This is a genomic window from Blastopirellula retiformator, from assembly GCF_007859755.1.
In the GTDB taxonomy this organism is placed as follows: Bacteria; Planctomycetota; Planctomycetia; order Pirellulales; family Pirellulaceae; genus Blastopirellula; species Blastopirellula retiformator.
This window is the reverse complement of the sequence record NZ_SJPF01000006.1, coordinates 123,743-141,381: the sequence shown is the minus strand read 5'-3', so window position 1 is coordinate 141,381 and position 17,639 is coordinate 123,743. Positions and strand designations below refer to the sequence as shown.

Genomic DNA, 17,639 nt, shown 5'->3' with positions numbered 1-17,639 from the left:
GCTGGCGACAAGCGCAAGCCGGCTTTTGGGGAGTTTATTTGTCCCGCGGAGTCTAGAAGACGAACAGGTCGTCCAACTCGTCTTCTTCGTCCGTGAACAAGGCGTCGACCGCTTCGAATTCTCCATCGACCCCGGTCAGCGAGTCGAGCAGTTGCTCGTCGACCAGTTCCGATTCCAGGGCATCCTGCGTGGCGACCTCGGCGTCGACCGCCTGGTAGGTGGCCGACTGGACCGGCGTTGACTCGGTCGAGTCGGCGTCGGACGGAATCCAGAAGAGCGGGCTGGCGGCGACCGCTTCCCCTTCCAGGGCGACGCTGCCGCTGATCTTCGATTCCGCCTCGTCCGAGGCAACCGACGAGGCGACCTCGAAGTAGGTCGTAGTCGTCGAAGGTGCGGTCGTAGTCGGAGCCGGATCGGTCGCCGTCGACTCGCCCACCGCTTCCGCTTCTAGCGAATTGCCATGGTTCGTCGCGGGAGCCTGCGAGCCAATCTTGCGGATCATTTGCGTCAGATCGACCAGGCTGACGACGCCGTCCCGGTCAAAGTCAAACGCCCAAGCGACGTCCGACGGCAAGCTGGCCTGGCTGCCGACTTGGCGGATGAGCAGGGTCAGGTCAATCAGCGTGACGGCGCCGTCATGATCCAAGTCGGCCGCTTCTTCCCAGGTCGAACCGTAGGACGTGCCCGGCGAGTTGATCTCTGGGAACTCGAGCGTCGGCGTCGGAGTTGGGTTCTGCGACGGCGAATCGGCGACCGGCGGATCGAAGTTGCCGACGACCGGCAGGCCGATATCATTGCCGAACGAGGCGTATTGATCCGGGCCGAACGGGTCGGTCAGGAACTTCGCCACGGTGCGACCAAGCGGATCTTGCGACGGCGGAATCATGCGATCGGGGTTTTCCCAGATCGGACGAGCGGCCCCATTGGCGTCGCTGTCGGAAATCAGCAGGAACCATTCCGCTTCGTTGCTCGTGTTGTTCTGCTGATCGGGGACCCACAGGCCGAGGTCTTCGACGCCGTCCGAGTTGAAGTCGGCCGAGACCGGGCGTTCGCGAACGCCCTCGAAGCCAAACCAGAAGGTCTGGTCCGCCTTGCCGTCCCAACCGTTCTGAACGCCGCCGGTCAGGTCGAGCGAGAACTTGTCGTCCCGCCAGACGCCGAGGTCGTCAAAGCCGTCCCCGTCCCAGTCGCCGACGATGGGCTTGCCGACCAGCGAAGTGTGGATCGGAGTATCGATCTGGTTGTCATGATCGGTGTCGATCCAGAACGTGCCGGTTTCGCCGACGTAGACGCCGACTTCGTCGCCGTTGGAAGCGTCTCCGTCAAAGTTGCCGGCGACCGGCAGGCCGTTGATCTGGATGTTTTGCACCACCGTCGCGTCCGGGGCGCCATCGTTGTCAAAGTCAAACTGGAAGCGGAACTTGCCGTTGACCTTGCCGTAGACCGCCAGGCGATCGAAACCGTCTGCGACGGTTCCGGCGCTCGGCGTAAACTGCCCGGCGAAGACGTCGTCGGTCGAGAAGCCAATCGCAAAGGCGAGGTCTTCGTTGGTGTCGTCCCCGTTTTGCGGATCGACGATGAAGTTGCCGTTGATGTCGATCAGCGTCGTACCGTAGCTGCTGACGCCCAGTTCGGGATGGGTGTCGATGGTGAACCGGGCCACGAATGATCCGCCGGCGACGCCGTTGCCGGACGAGAACGACGGGTCGTCTTGCGGTTCGCTGGCGTTGCTTTCGCCATCCAGCATGTTGCCGGCCGGGTCAGAGAGCGAATCGGCGATCGTCAGGGTGTAACGATCATCCGGCAGAGCCTCGAAGAACTCGAGCGTCACGGTCGACCGAGCGATCGAGCCGGCCGTCACGTCGTGGTTGATCGTGATCGACTTGATCGGGATCAAACCGTTGGCGTCGCCAATCAGCTGGAACGTGCCCGGCTGCAGGGCGGTCGCGTCGGAAATCGCCGGGTACAGGAAGCCGAAGTCGTCGACCACAACCGGAGCGACCGGGCTGGTGTTGAGCAGCGCGTTGGTCGTCGTGTAGATGGCGGCGTCCGCATCGATGATCTGCAGTTCGGCCAGGTCCGAGCTGCCGACGCCGATCGCGAAGATATTCTTCGCAACGGCTTGCAGTTCGGCGGCCGCGGCGGTATGGGCGCCCGGCGTGCCGGAGAACCCATCGGCGAAGAAGAGGACGGTCGAGTTCGCGAAGCCAGAGTTTTCCAACGTCTCCGTCGCCGCTTCCAGGCCTGCGGTGAAGTTGGCCGATCCGCCGGCGTTGATCGACTCCAGGGCGTTGATCAGGTCCAGCTTTCCGTCGCCATTGTTGTCGGCCGCGGCGGTGGTGAACTTGGAGTTGACGTCCAAGTCGATCGAGACCGCGGTGCCGCTAAGCATGACCACCAGCGAGACGTTGGCGACGTCGCCGAGGCCAGCGTCGATCAGTTGTTGGTTCGCCTCAATGATGGCGGCGATCTGGGCGTCCAGAATCGTGTTGAAGATTCCATCGCCGTTGAGGTCGCCCACTTGGGCGCCGGCGATGCCGCCCAGCGTACTGGCCGAAGCGTCGATCACAAACGTCACGTCGGGCGAGTTGCCGGGAGCGAACAGTTGGACGCCGGGGCGAATCGGCAGATCGCTGAAGTCGATGTCCAGGCTGGTGATCGGCGGGGTCGGTCCGTCGACGGCCGGTTTCGGTGCAAACAGGTCGTAGTCGGGAGCGTCGGTCACGCTGACGCCGTCGACCGTCGGGCCCTGCGTGTCGATCATCATTTCGAGCGTGGTAACGGCCGAGATGTTGCCAGCGAGATCTTCCGACGTCACCACGATCTGACGGATGCCGTCGTACGCGAAGAAGTTCGGGTTGTTCAGATCGTATTTGCCGGACAGTTCCCAGTAGCCGACTTCCGGGTTGCCGTCGTTGCCGTCCAGCGGCGAGGCGGCGGTTAGCCCTTGGTCGGTGTAGGAGCCGTTCAGGAAGTCGATCACGTCGGCCGACGACATCCCGCTCAAAGCGGCGAGCGTAGCGGCGTCCAGCGGCGTATCGGTCGCGTAGACGCGAATCACCGAGTTCGACTCGGCGTCGCCGACAAAGCCGGTGTTCGAGTCGCTGGTGATCTTGTCGGCCAGCGTGTTCGGATCGCCGGTGACGCCGGTGTCGGTGCTGCTCGGATCAATTTCGAGCGTCGGCGCGTCGGGCGCCATGGTATCGATCACCACGTCCAGCAGGTAGTCGAAGCTGATGTTGCCGGCGCGATCTTCGACTTCCAGCTTGAAGTCGTGATAGCCATCGCCCAGTTCCGCCATCGTGCGGCTCAGTTGCTCTTGGCTGGTGAAGCCGTCTAGCAGCGGATCGGCCGAGGTGAACTCGGTCGACGAGTCGTAGAGGAGCGTCTCGGTCCCGTTTTCAGCCCGCAGATAGATGCGGAATTTGTAGTTCTCGGCAAACAGGTGGTTCAGCTGATTCGGATCGGTCGTCGTCATGTTGAAGGTCAACGTGTTGTCCATCGTCACGTTGTCTTCGTCGTTCCGTCCGGTGTCGCTTTCGGCCGCCAGATCCAGGTACGGCGTGTTCGGCACATAGGTGTCGACTTCCAGCTGCATGTCGGCGATTTGGGCGTCGCTGCGGTTGCCGGCTAGATCTTCATAGACCGTCGAGATCGTGTAGACGCCATCTTCCAGGGCGGTCGTCTCGATGTTCCACGTGCCGTCGGCGTTGACGATCGTTTGACCGACCAGTTCGCCATTGGCGTAGAGGAAGACCTTCGAGTTGACTTCGCCGGTTCCATTGAAGGTCGGCGTGTCGACGTTGGTCACCCAGTCGTTGTCAAGCATCCCGCTGTCGCTCGAAGCGAGCAAGTCCGGGGCGTCGCCAGCCGGGGCGATTGTGTCGACGTTCACATCCAGCAGGTAGTCGGTGCTGATGTTGCCGGCGCGATCTTCGACTTCTAGCTTGAAGTTGTAGCGGCCGTCCGCCAGGGCGGCGGTTTCGCGGGTCAGCAGGTTCAGGTCGGTCAGACCGTCGGCGATGTTGGCGGCCGGGATAGCGCCATCGGTCGACGAATCGTAGAGCAGGAACTCGGCGCCCCCTTCCGGACGAGCATAGATCCGGAACTGGAAGTTGGTCGCGAAGAGATGCGACGCCGCGTTGGGATCGGTCGTCGTCATCGTGAAGGTCAACGTGTTGTCGTTGGTGACGTTGTCGTCGTTGACCTGACCCGAGTCGCTGGCGGTGATCAAATCGAGGAACGGCGTGTTGGGCGCCAGGGTGTCGATTTCGACCGTCAGGCCCGCCGACGGAGCGCTGCGGTTGCCGGCCAGGTCTTCGTAGGCGGCCCGGATGCTGTAGACGCCGTCGGTCAACGGGGCGACTTGCACCGACCAGTTGCCTTGGGCGTCGACCGTCCCTTGGCCGATCGGGTTGGTGTTGTTGTTGGCGAACAGCAGAACCTTGGTGTTCGGTTCGCCGGTGCCCTGGAAGATCGGCTGCGAAATGTTGGTCACTTCGTCATCGCCGACCGTACCGCTGTCGCTGGTCGCGACCAGGCTCGGCATCGAACCGCCCGGGGTGACCGCATCGACCGTCAGGCGGACCGACGTCGACAGGTTGGCGTTCCCCATAGCGACCGGCGTCTGGCCGTCGAAGACGACCGTGCGGGCCGAGATCAGGTAGTTGCCGTCGGCCAGCATGTCGCCGTAGGCGGTCGGGTCATAGGCGTAAACGGTTGACGATTCGACCGGGCCAACCGCATCGGCGAAGCGGCGGAGCACCACGCCGGTCGTCAGGTTGGTGATCGAGACCTGAACCGCAAAACCAGCCGTCAAACCAGCTTCGGCTTCGGCGGCGGTCAAGATCCGCAGTTCGCCCATCGCCGGTTCCGAAAGGTCGTTGCCGTTGTCATCGACAAACTGCAGCAGGTCGTCCTGAACGTAGATCAGCGGCGTCGAACTGTTAGTGACGTTGTCTAGCGACGACGAGCCGGTATCGGTCAGCGGCGAGATCAAAATCCCATGCGGCGCTGGAGCCTGGAAGTTCTCCAGTTCCAGCGAGTAGATGTTGGTGTCGTCGTCACCCGAAGCTTCGACCTGGATGAAGTATCGCTCTTGGCTGACGGTCGGAATCGCCAGGTATTCGCCATTGCCGCCGTTATCGGCCGTGGCGATCAAATCGCCCGACTGATCATAGACGTTCAGTCGCAAGTCGCCTTGGGGAACGTCTTCAAACAGCAAGTTGATGTACAGCTTGCCGGTGTAGTGCGCCGTATAGCTGAAGTAGTCGACATCGGTATCGTCGTGAATCGACAAATTGGTTAGCGTGACCGTTTCGGGCGAACCGAGGATCGTCGCCTGCGAGATCGAGTCGTTCACCTCGAACCGGTCCGGAACAATGATCGTCTCGATGCTGACATAGTTGATGGGAGCGCGGTTGGTTGACGTGACCGAGCCATTGGGCGTCGAACCGATAACCGGGTTGTCGACGCCGTCGAGGAAGAGGGCCAGCGTATCTCCCGGCGGCACATCGGGGTCGCCAAATACCGGGTCGCCGCCATCGATGTTGATGACGGTCGTCGAGTGCGGAGCGATGGTAAACCGGTCGAGTCCCTCAAACGTGTTGACGTTCATCGTCGTGACGTCGCTGAACTCGATGACGTCTTGGTAGGCGCCTCCGCGGTTGTGCTGGAAGTTCCCCTCGCCGCCGATCGATGGCGAGTTGATGTCGATCACGTCGGCTTCGCCGGTGGTCGTGTTGTAGGTGAACGTGCCGACGGACGTCACCGAGCTCTCCAGCCCGTTGCCTTCGTACTCAACGTCGGTGATGGTCACCATGGGCGTCAAGTCGATGACAAAGCCTTCATCGGCGTTGTTGTTCAGGACGAGATCCTCGAGAAGCAGGGAGCCTGCAGTCTGGACGAGAACGCCGTTGCCGAAGGTCGACTGGATCTGCATGTTTTGCAGGATCACGTCGCCGGCGGTGCTGATGAAGAAACCGTGGTCTACGGTATCGGTTACCATGACGTCGCCCGGCGTCATGCCTTGTCCTTGAATCGTCACGCCGCGAACCACGGTGGCGCCGGCGTCATACATACCTTCGAGCACGCGAACTTCGCCGTCGGTATCGACGTCATCGACACCTTCCTGGATCGTCGCAAAGGCGTTGACCTGGAAGAAGAAGCCTGGCAGCACCTCGTCGCCAGCGGCGACGCCGGTTTCCCAGTCGTCGTCAACGTACACGACCGGCGTGACGTCCGAGTCGCGAACGAGCACGACGTCGTTGCCATCGCCGCCGTCATAGAACAGCTTGTAATCTTCGCCATCGATCGTGATGACCGAACCGCCAACCAAGCCGGCGAACGTGCCGATCACCGCGTCGACCCCATCGTTGTCGATCAGGATCAATTCGTGGCCGAGCATCGACGTCGAGACGGTCGGCAAGTCGACGAGGTCCAGCGTCGCGCCTCCCAGGTCGACTGTGCCGGTGACGACGTACTGATCGTATTCGGTTCCGGCGACGTTGACGTCGTCGATTTCGACGGTCAGGATCGAGCCGCCGGTCAAGATCAGGTCGGTCGAGAAGATCGTGCCGGGGCTGAAACCTGCGCTGATCGTGGCGCCGACGGCGCTCGCCTTCAACTCGCCGTCAAGCGTGAACTCGCCGCCGACGGTGACCGGCTTATTGACGTCCAGGTCTTCGACGTACGGGCCGAAGTCGTCAAGGAAGTAGAGGGTCGATCCGTTCGGGGCCGCGTCAACGGCGCCTTGCAGCGTGCCGCCGTTTTGTTCCAGCGTACGGATCACGAACTTGTCTTGGCTCGGCGTCATGCCGGGGATGAACTCGAAGTAGGTCTTGGCGCCCATCATGCCGTCGACAAAGGTGTTGTCGTTGACGATGTCGAACAGCGTGTCGGGGGCGATCGAGAGTTCGCCGGTCGAACGGTTCAGCAGCGACAGGACGTTGGCGAACTCGCCAAGGTTGGTCGAATCGAACGTGTTGCCCGAAATCTCGGCGTTCTTGCCGCGGGCCGTCAGCGCCGCGCCGCTACCGAAGGTCGATCCCGTAAATTCGTTACCGGTAATGGTGGCGCCGTTGGAATCGATCGTCACCAGCGATTGACCGATTTCCATCATCATGGGGTCGAGGCCGCCGGCAGTTCCCTCGACCGTGTTGTCGGTGAAGATGATGTTGGCGGTCTTGCCGGTGTCGTCGTTGGTGCTGCCGCCGTTGATGTAGACCAGCCCGCGCGGCACGTTGGTGTCGACAAACTGGTTGCCGGTGGTGGGCGTCCCGCTGAAGGTGGTTCCGTCAAAGATGTTATCGTTGATCGTCAGGTTGGTGACCTGCATGTTGTATTCGGACAACAGGGCCGAATCGCCGTTGGCGGTGATGCGGTTGCCTTCGATCGTCGTGCCGTCGTTATCGTTATCGATGTAGACGGCGGCGTTTTCGATGCCCGGCATGCCGTTGTCGATGCCGATGATCGCGAAGCCCTGGCCGGTTTGGCCCAGCGTTACCATGTCGGAGGTGATCAGAACGGTCGCCAAGGCGCCAACGCCCGAGATCCCTTCGATCATCGTATTGTCGCGGCCGGTGTCGGAGACGAGGGTCAGCTCTTTGTAGAGCGTGACGTTCTCAACGTAAGTGCCGTCGTTAACGGTAACGGTACCGCCGACGCTGACGTCGTCGACCCCTTCCTGAATGGTCGAGAAGGCGTTGACCAAGTAGAAGAAGCCGCCGCCCAGATCGGCGCCCGCGCTCGAACCGGCGAAGTCGTCGTCGACCAGCACGGCCATCGACGCCAGCGTGTCGCGAACCAGCACGACGTCGTTGCCGTCGCCGCCGTCGTAGAAGATGCGGTAGTCGTCGCCGCCCAGGCTGACGACGGCGCCGTTGGTCAGGCCGGCGAACGTGCCGGTCACCGCGTCGGTGTCGTCATTGTCGATGATGGTGATCTGATCGCCCAGCATCAGGCCCATCGCCGTACCCGACAGCGAGAACGTCGCGCCCCCGAGATCGACCGTGCCGGTTACCTGGTACTGGTCAAAGTCGACCCCGGCCATACCCAGATTGTTGAATTCGACTTCCAGCTTCGATCCCGGCGACAGCGCCAAGTCGCCGGTCGAGATGATGCCGGGGCTGAAACCGGCCGAGAGAATCGCGCCCGGGTCGCTGGCGGTCAGCGTGCCGGTCAGGTCGAATTCGCCGGCGACGGTCACCGCCTGGTCGATGTCGACGGCTGCGTCCGTATAGTTGCCGAGGAAGTAGATGACGTCGCCCGGCGCGGCGTTGTCGATCGCTTGTTGCATCGACCCGGCGCCGATCGTGCCGTCGTTGAAGTAGGCGTTACCGCCGAAGTCGTTCTTGGCGAAGATGTCTTCAAACGTGTCGGGATCGGTCGAGAGCGCCCCGCCGGTCGTCGTCAGGAACAGGGCCGAGGTGGTCGGCGACTGGTTCGACAGGTCGAAGGTATTGTCTTCCAGCTTGAGGTTGTCGCCGCGGGCTCGCAGGCTGGTTCCATACCGCGTCGTCGTACCAGCGAAGGTGTTGTCGGTGATCACAGCGCCCTTGGCGTCGATCGTCACCAGCGTGTTCCCTTGCTCTTCACCCATCGTGTTCAAACCGCCGGCCGTACCGGTGATCTGATTGTTGGTGAAGGTGATGTTCGACGTGTTGCCGCCGCCGGTACCGCCACCCATCACGACCAGCTGACGCGGGACATTCGGTTCGCTGAACTGAGTGGCGAAGCCATTGCCGGCCGGGTTGGCGCCGTTGAAGGTTTGACCGGAGAAGATGTTGCCGTCGATCAGGAAGTTGTCGATCGTCGCGGCGTACTCGGTGGTCAGGCCGCTATCGCCGTTGGCGACGATGTCGTTGTTCACGATCTTAGCGCCCGAGTGCGAGCCCTGGAAGTAAACGGCCCCATGTTCCAGACCGGGCGTACCGTCGATGCCAATGATGGTAAAGCCGTCGACCGTAACGGCGGTCGTGTTGTTGGTGACGAAAATCGTGCCGAATTCCGGGCTGCCGCTATCGCCGGTGATCGTCGTGAAATCGCGTCCGTTTTCCGATTGCAGCGTCAGATTCTTGTTGATCGTGACGTTGCCCATATACGAGCCGTCGGCAACTGTCACCACGCCGCCTGCGTCGACGTCCGCAATGCCTTCCTGGATGGTCGAGAAGGCGTTGACCAGGTAGAAGAAACCGCCGCCCAGATCCATGCCTGCGCTGGAACCGGCGAAGTCGTCGTCGACCAGCACATCGGGTGAGGCCAGCGTGTCGCGAACCAGCACGACGTCATTGCCGTCGCCGCCATCGTAGAAGATGCGATAGTCGTCGCCGCCGAGGTTGACGACGGCACCGTTGGTCAGGCCGGCGAACGTGCCGGTCACCGCGTCGGTGTCGTCATTGTCGATGATGGTGATTTGATCACCCAAGGCGAGGCCAGACGCCATGCCGGTCAGCGACAGCGTGGCGCCGCCTAGATCGACCGTGCCGGTCACTTGGTACTGGTCGTAGTCGACTCCAGCGGTAACGATCCCGTTAAATTCGACGTCCAGAATCGACCCCGCCGTCAACGACAAATCGCCCGAGGCGATAATGCCGGGGCTGAAGCCGGCCGACAGGGTAGCTCCGCTATCGGTGACGCTCAGCGTGCCATCGAGATTGAACTCGCCGCCGAGGGTAATCGCCTTGTCGACGATGACGTTTTCGGTGAAGTCGCCGCTGAACAGCAGGACGGCGCCAGCCGTCGAGGCGTCAATCGCGGCCTGGATCGAACTGGTCGGATAGACCGAGTTGCCGACTGCCACGACTGGATTGGCGAACATGTTGTTGGCGACGACATCGCCCAGCGTGTCGGGATCGGTCGACAGCCCGCCGCCGGTGGTCGTTAGAAAGAGGGCGTTGGTGGTCGCCGACTGGTTCGACAGATCGAACATGTTGTCTTCTATCTTGGTGTCGTCGCCGCGAGCTCGCAGGCTGCTGCCGTAGCGGGTGGTCGTGCCGGCGAAAGTGTTGTCGGTGATCGTCGCCGACTGAGAGTCGATCGTGACCAGGGTGTTCCCCTGTTCCTCTCCCATGTCGTTCAGGCCGCCGGCAGTACCGGTGATTTCATTGTTGATGAAGGTGATGTTCGACGTGTTGCCGCCGCCGGAGCCTCCGCCAATGGTGACCAACTGACGCGGCACGTTTTCCTTCGAGAATTGATCGCCAAACCCGTTGCCGGCCGGATTGGGATCGTTAAACGTTTGCCCCGAGAAGATGTTGCCGTCGATCAGAAAGTTGTCGATCGTGGCGCTATATTCGGTTTGCAGGCCTGCGTCGCCGCGCGCGACGACTTCGTTATTCAAAATCTTGGCGCCCGAATGCCCGCCTTGAAAATAGATCGCGGCGTGTTCGATCCCCGGGTTGTCGCTATCGATTCCTAAGACCGTAAAGCCTTCAATCGTCACGGCGGTCGTATTATTCGTAACGAAGATCGTTCCCAACTCGCTGCCAAGATTGTCGCCGTCGATGGTCGTCGCACCACGCCCATTGACCGACTGCAGCGTCAGGTTCTTGTTGATCGTGACGTTTTCGGCGTAGGTCCCGTCATGGACCGTGACTTTGCCGTCCGGATCAACCGCATTGACGCCAGCTTGAATCGTCACGAACGCGTCGACGCCGATTTCGGTCGCCGGTCCGGCGCCATCGGGATCAACGCCAGCCATCAAACCAGCCCAGTTGTCGTCGACAAAAACGTCAGCGGCCAATAACTGCCGCGCTTCCAGATGTTCAGCCTGCATCGACTGCTGACGCTGCCGTTGCTGCTTGCGTCGCTTGTTTTTCGAGAGAGCCTTACGTCGCTTGCCGCCTTGGTTGGAAGAGCTCATTTCGTTCGATACGCCTCAGCTGGAGAGATATTGGATTGTCTCACCCCCCTGAAAAGGTGCTAGGCATCGCCGGCCCTGGCGGCATTACCGCCTGTGAGGATAGTAGCGATTAGGGAGTTTAGGGGGATTTTGCAGTGCTGATCGTAACCGAATCATTTTTCGGATCAAGCGGATTCTTGAGCTACCAAACAGTTAGGCGCATGAAAAAAAACGGAACCTTCTCAGAAAAGAAGGTTCCGTTGAGCTAGTTATCGTTATTTGTTGATTAGCGGTGGTTTCTACCACACATATTCGATTTTGGCGGTCAAACCATCAAACGTCATTGCATTGTTAAGACCAACAAAATTTGAGTTCTGCACGCCTTGGATCCAGGCGTCGGTGCTGACCGTGTTGAACCACGACTGGACGACGTAGCCAGTGGTCACCCGTAAGTGGTTGTTGCAACCTTGCCAGCCGACTCCCAGTTCCAGATCGAGGACCGGCACGATGCGGCCCGCCTGCCAGTTGGTTTGCACTTCCAACGGGTCGGTCGAGTCGAACTGCGTGTAGTCGCCGCGGAATTCGCCTGCCAGAAATGCGGCGTTCCCCTTGCTATAGATCAGGAAGCCGTTGCACGGGGCGTAGCGTTCGGCGTCAAAGCCAAGCGTGAAGCCAACGCCGTCGAAATCGAGCTCGGACTGGACGGTGGTTGTGCCGTTGACCGAGATCTCGGATTGGAACTGCTGTTGGATGCGACCATAGCGAACGCCGGCGAGCCAGTTGACCGAGGCGTTCTCGGTGACGCCCCAGATGCGGCGGTAGGTAATGTCGATCTGGTCGAAGCTGACGTCGAGCGATGCGTTCGCTTCCAATCCGGTCGAGCCGGCGGCGACCGAACTCGGATGAATCACCAGCGAGGCGATCGACAGCGGGGCGTCGGTGATCAGCTCGTCGTTGGTGCTGCTGTCAAAACCGGTATACGAAACGCCCAGGCTCGAGCGGCAGTCCCACGCTGACCAGAAGCCAACGCGAAAGCCGGTGCTATAGCTCGGATCAACCGTGCCGGTGCGACCAAACGGCGTGGCGCCATCACGGATCTGAGCGTAGGCGACTTCGGCGTCGCGAGCCCGTAGATACAGGAGTTCGCCAAACCCGCCGGTGCGATGCGCCCAGCGTTGATCGCAACAGCAGGTGTCAAACCCGCAGGGGATGCAGCGCTGGCAATCGCAGGAGCTGGTCAGTTGCGTTTCAAACGAAACTGGGGCGACCTCAGTCGCCATATCGCTGACCCGGTAGACCGGCGGTGAGCCGTAGGGCCAACTCAAACGATCGGCCGACCCGGCGAAAAAGCCATCACCCTGGGTCGGGGAAGTAGAAGCATCTTCGGCGAACGCCGGCGACGCCAACATCGCAGCCATCAGGACAAAAACGCTACTTCGCATCACGCCTACCTTTGCCTAGGATGAAAATCGTTCTTCGCAAAACTGTCGCGTCATACGGGGAGATCGGAATCTAACGGTTGAAACGTCAGTCATTTCGATTCAATCGGCAAGAACCGAATCGCCGGAAGTACCCCCAGCGTTAAGGTGTGCCGATTACGCTGAAAATGGCGGTTCGGCGCGGCTAGCGACGACAGCAAATCGTTCAGAAATGCGATAGCAATTTTGCGCAAAGAAGACGCCGATTCAACGATGACCGATCGGCGTCAGGTGGAGCTAAGCGGAAACCAGGCGGCAAGTGCGCCCTTGGCGCGATGGACGCTATTGCCGCTCAGGCCAAAGCGTCTCTTCCTGCGGAATCGCGACCATCGGCCAGCCGACCGGCGTCAGGCGGATGATCTTGCCGGGACGAAAGCCTTCCAGCAGCAGCTGCGGCTTGAAGCTGACTTGCTTTCCGCTACTGCCGGGGACCTTGGGAACGTCGCGAATGTCGACTACCGGTCCGACTTTGCGATCGTTGACCTGGTCATAGCTTTGCAGCGTCGGCTCGGCGACGATGCCATGCACCGGACCGCTGACTTGGAACTCTTCCAGGATGTGCGGATCGACGCCGTCAAAGAAGGTCACCGTGACGATCCGGTTCTGGTTGTCGACTTCGTCGATCCAGCCGGGGACGCCGCGGTACTTGATATGCAGCCGGTGTTGTTCAAATTGCCGGTTCCGCGCAAGTTCGCGGCTCTCCTCGTCGAGCCACAGGTCGGTACAACGACCGATCCCATAGAGGGTCGCCCAGGTCAGGTTGTACAAGATCTTTTGGCCTGGTTTGACCTCGTCCAGCGTCACAAACTGATTGCCCAAGTAGACCCGCGTCGCCGGCGTAACGTCGATGTCGAACGTTTCCTTGTCGGCTTCGCCGCTGGCGGTATCAACGCCGCGCAGCGTCAGCTTCATCGTCTCCAGATCGATCGCTTCCACGTTGAACAGCTTCTGTTGCTCGTCGTAGTAGCTGAAGTCGTCCATCAGGCGAATCGCCTTGGTGAAGTCGGACTCGATGCTCTCACGATTGAAGTAGAATTTTCGCTGCTCTTCGTCTTTGTCCTTGGCGAAGTACCAACCATGCAGGTGCGTGTTGAGCGGAATATCTTGGAGAGCGGCGAGCGCTCCGTGATACTTGAGCGATCCGTACGGCAACAGGCGGAACTCGATCGGCACGTCCCAGTGGTGGCGACGCTGCGCATCGGTGCGGGAGACCCGAATTTCGCCAGTCCGATGGACATGGTCCTTTTCGATCAACTCTCCGGCGAAGTAGTGGGCCGAGTCGACCGGTGGAAACTTGCCGGGCTCGGTCTGATACCACGGCAGCTTCTCGTCCCCGTTCGCGTCGGTCCGATAGGCGGGCTCTTCCGCCAGCAAAGAACCAGCGAAGCCGAAACCAGCGGCGACCAGCGCCAATAGCAGTAAGTTTCGCACGCGACTTATCCCAAAATTTCTGAAACGACGCCGTTGCTGTCGGCGAAGGAATCCGCCGGCACGTCCATCTTCTGCATCATCGTCAGCAGCAAATTGCTGAGATGGGCGTCGCTGTCGACCGGACGCGAGCAGACGCCGTAGTGTCCGCGAGCGTTCGTCAAGTCGTAAGCGCCCAGCTTCGGCAGGTTGAAGTCGACATGCTGCCCATGCTTGATGCCCAGCCCGCCGCCGCCAGCCAGCACCATCGGCAGGTTCGCGTTGCCGTGGCTATGGCCGTAGGCCATGCCGCTGCCAAACAAGACCATCGTGCGATCCAGCAGCGTCTCGCCATCTTCCTGGTGCGACTTGAGCTTGCCGATGAAGTACGAAAGCTGCTGCGCCAGGAAGGTGTCGGTCTGCGTCAAACGGCGGAGCTGTTCGGGGTCGCCATTGTGGTGCGACAGTTCATGCCGCGATTGGGCGACGCCGATTTCCGGAATTGCCAGACCGTTGCTTTCGCTGCCGCTCATGCAGGTGATGACGCGGGTCATATCGGTCCGCAGGGCGAGCACCATCAGGTCGTAGATCGTGCGATAGAGGTCGCCCGCTTCCGAATAGGGAATATCGCGGGTCAGTTTGTTCTTGGTTTCCGCGGCGACTTCCGGCTTGGGAATGTCGAGCCATTCGTACGAGCGGCGGGTCCGCTTTTCGACGTCGCGGACGGCGTTCAGGTACTCGTCTAACTTGTTGCGATCTTCGGTACCGATCTGCTTACGGAAGTCTTTGGCGTCGGCCAGCAGCGTGTCGAGGACGCTGCCGCGACGGTTCAGATTCCGTTTCGCCGCTTCGGCGCCGCCGGGTGCGACGCCGAACAAGCGATCGAAGATCTGCTTGGGGCGACGTTCGGCCGGCAGCGGAATGCCGTCTTTCGACCAGGCGAGCGTGCCGCCGGTGACCGCCAGTTCCAACGAAGAAAACCGAGTATGCGGGGACGTCACTTCGGCCATCATCTGGTCGGCCGAGACGGTATTACGGAACGCGCCTCCTTCCTGGCTGATTTTGGCGCCGGTCAGCCAGATTTTGTCGCACTCGTGGGCCTGGCCGATCCCGTTGGGATGGTGCAGACCGCTGATCGGCGTGATTTGATTGCGATGTTCCTCCAGCGACTTCAGCGGACCGCTTAGTTCGTAGTCGGCGCCCGCCTTTTCGATCTGCCAGGTGAGCGTGTTGACGCCGTTGGGAATGTAGATGAATACCGACCGCTTCGGCTTGGCGGGCGCAGCATCGTTTTTGACGTTCTCGCCCGCGACCAGTTTGCCCGAATCCATGCAGTTCAAAAGCGGCAGCGCCAACGTCGCCCCCAGCCCTCGCAGGACGTGACGTCGGTTAATTCTCCACCGGTTGAAATTGAAGTGGCTCATGAGTCACCGTTTCTGAAATAGGTCGGAAAGTACTAGCGCTTCCACCAAATCACGCACGCGGTAGTCGGCATCCTTGCTCTTGCTGGCGATCGCTTCCAAATCAGCGCGGTCGTCGACCGTCATGGCCCGACGCAGCGAGTAGGTCGCCAGCTTCTTGACGAAGGTTTGGTTGAATGAATCGATGTCGGCCAACAGTAGCTTTTTGAACTCTTGCGGAGTCGTAAACGAGCGGCCGTCGGGCAAAACGCCGCTGGGGTCGACCGGCGGATTGGCGCCGGTACCCTGGGGGACCACTTCCTCTTCGCGCCAACGTCCAATGGCGTCGAAGTTGTCAAACGCCAGACCGAGCGGGTCAATCTTGCGGTGGCAGGCGGCGCAGTTGGGATCGTGCTTGTGCGCTTCAAGCTTCATCCGAATCGTCGCCTTGGGAGAATCGACCGGGTTGGGCTCGATCGGCTCGACATTGGCCGGCGGCGGAGGGGGCGATTTGCCAAAGACAGATTGCATGACCCACACGCCCCGATGGACCGGGCGCTGCCGCGTTCCGTCGGACGTGAGCGACAAGACCGCCGCTTGCGTCAGCAGCCCACCGCGGGGATCCTCGGGCGACAATGCAACCCGCTGATATTCGTCTTTCTCGATCCCGTCGATCGAATAGTGAATCGCCAGACGCGGGTTGACCATCGTCCAGTCCGAGTCGATGAATTCACGCAAAGTCAGGTTTTTGTGAAGCACTTCCTGGAAGAAGGCGAACGTCTCGCCGGCCATGCTCCGTTCCAGGTGCGGATCATATTCGGGATACAGCTCTTTGTTCGGCGGGAACATGCCGAGCTTGTGCATTTGCAGCCATTGCCGCGAGAAATCTTGGCTGAACTCTTCGGCCCGCGGGTCGGCGATCATCCGCTCGAACTGCTGCTTCAGAACTTCTGGTTGGCGCAATTTCCCTTCGCGGGCCAGGGCGAACAATTCTTCATCCGGCATGGTGCTCCACAACAGGTACGAGAGACGCGTCGCCAACTCGAAGTCGTTGAGTTTCGCTTGCGGCTGTGCTAGATCCCCTTCGATGACGAACAGAAAGTTCTTCGAACAGAGAATCGCCAGCATCCCGGTCTTCATCGCTTGGCGGAAGTCGGCGCCGGCGGCGATTTCTTCCTCGACGATGTTGTAGTACTGCTCCAGCTCGGCGGTCTCGACCGGGCGACGGAACGCCGCGTCGCACAGCCGCGCCAAGCAGGCCTTCGCTTGATCCCTATTGCCATCTTCGGCAGGCATAAAGCGGGCTCGTTTGGCGGCGATATCGGCGGGCTCAAGCGGGCCTTCCCATTCCACCCAATCGACGATCAGGAAGGGATAAAGGGGCAAACCTTCTTCGTCGGTCAGCTTTAGCTGCCACGGAATGCGTCCATCTTCCAGACTGATGAAGGGACGCGATCCGTGACGGCCTGACCGAGGGAGGTTCGACGGTCCTGGGACGTCGTTGGTCATTTTGAAGGTATGACCCCCGGCCGGCAAATCGGCCATAAACTCGACAATCGCCGGCTCATCTTCCGGAGCGAGAATGTCTTGTTCAAACAGCAGGCGGTCGATTTTGTCGGCATAGAACGTCAGATGCGGGGCTCGACCGCCTGGCGGTTTGAGGCCGCTCACTTTGATGCGAACTTTGAACAGGCCGCCGTTTTTCAGCATGCCGCCGTCCGGGCCCGGGCGACCGCCTTGCATCTCGTGGCCGGGCCACATGTCGACTCGGACCTGATCGGCGATCCCTTTTTCTTCCAGCTCTTTGACGACCTGACCTGACGGACCGCCGCGTAGTTTCAGGGCGTTTTTGCGAACGACCGTTGGCGGAATCGGCCGGGTTGGATACGCTTCCTCCAGGATCTTTTCGGCGGCGCTATAATACTTTTCGATATGCGAGGCCGAGAGCGAGAGGACCGAGCCGATGCGTTCAAAACCATGCCATTCCGGCTCTTCGTTGAGCCCGCCGGGGTCGGCGACGCCGTACTGGACGCCAAACAAGTCTTCGATCGTGTTGGCGTATTCGTCGCGGGTGAGACGATGAAACGAGACCGGCTGTTTCTGGGCGAGTCGCGCCGTGCGGCCTTCTTCAATGCGCGCGGCCAGCCATTCGACGATTTCCGCGTTTTGCTGGGCGGTCGGCAAGTCGGCCTCGTCGGGGGGCGGCATTTCGCCATTGTTGATCTTTTCGATCACTTCCAGCCAGCGGTTGACCGAGGCCCCTTCGCCGACATCCTGCGACAAGGTGTCGACGCGGAAGTCCCCTTCCTGCGCATCGGCGCCATGGCAATGAACGCAGTTTTTCGTCAGGTAGGGCTCAATCGCCTTGGCGAACGGTGGGTGACTGGGAGATTCCGCTTGGCCGATCTGGACGATTGCGCAAATCCACGTCGTCAGCGCAAAACCAAGTTGGTAGTACCGTGGTGGCATGGAGATTGGCGGTGTGAAAGGCGGGAAAAATAGTGGAGGAGAGAA

General features: G+C 60.8%; 5 protein-coding genes. All 5 read right to left on the bottom strand.

Features of this window, described 5'->3' with window-relative positions; all coding sequences use genetic code 11:
- Positions 1–52: 52 nt before the first annotated feature.
- Positions 53–10,861: an Ig-like domain-containing protein gene (locus Enr8_RS22485; protein WP_146436059.1), complete on the bottom strand. Its 10,809-nt coding sequence runs from the start codon at positions 10,859–10,861 to the stop codon at positions 53–55.
- A gap of 278 nt (positions 10,862–11,139) precedes the next feature.
- Positions 11,140–12,282: an Lpg1974 family pore-forming outer membrane protein gene (locus tag Enr8_RS22480; protein ID WP_146436057.1), complete on the bottom strand. Its 1,143-nt coding sequence runs from the start codon at positions 12,280–12,282 to the stop codon at positions 11,140–11,142.
- A 318-nt stretch (positions 12,283–12,600) separates the two neighbouring features.
- Entirely contained in the window at positions 12,601–13,749 is a 1,149-nt protein-coding gene (locus tag Enr8_RS22475; protein ID WP_146436055.1) for a hypothetical protein, read from the bottom strand.
- Positions 13,750–13,754: 5 nt separating this feature from the next.
- The gene (locus tag Enr8_RS22470; protein WP_146436053.1) at positions 13,755–15,149 is read right to left on the bottom strand and encodes a DUF1552 domain-containing protein; all 1,395 of its coding nucleotides are present in this window, start codon (positions 15,147–15,149) and stop codon (positions 13,755–13,757) included.
- 3 nt (positions 15,150–15,152) lie between these two features.
- Positions 15,153–17,594: a DUF1592 domain-containing protein gene (locus Enr8_RS22465; protein ID WP_146436051.1), complete on the bottom strand. Its 2,442-nt coding sequence runs from the start codon at positions 17,592–17,594 to the stop codon at positions 15,153–15,155.
- Positions 17,595–17,639 lie beyond the last annotated feature (45 nt).

Bases quoted from the DNA above. Each gene is read 5' to 3' on its own strand.
- Enr8_RS22485 (WP_146436059.1), bottom strand. From the start codon at position 10,861: ATGAGCTCTTCCAACCAAGGCGGCAAGCGACGTAAGGCTCTCTCGAAA.
- Enr8_RS22480 (WP_146436057.1), bottom strand. From the start codon at position 12,282: ATGCGAAGTAGCGTTTTTGTCCTGATGGCTGCGATGTTGGCGTCGCCG.
- Enr8_RS22470 (WP_146436053.1), bottom strand. From the start codon at position 15,149: ATGAGCCACTTCAATTTCAACCGGTGGAGAATTAACCGACGTCACGTC.
- Enr8_RS22465 (WP_146436051.1), bottom strand. From the start codon at position 17,594: ATGCCACCACGGTACTACCAACTTGGTTTTGCGCTGACGACGTGGATT.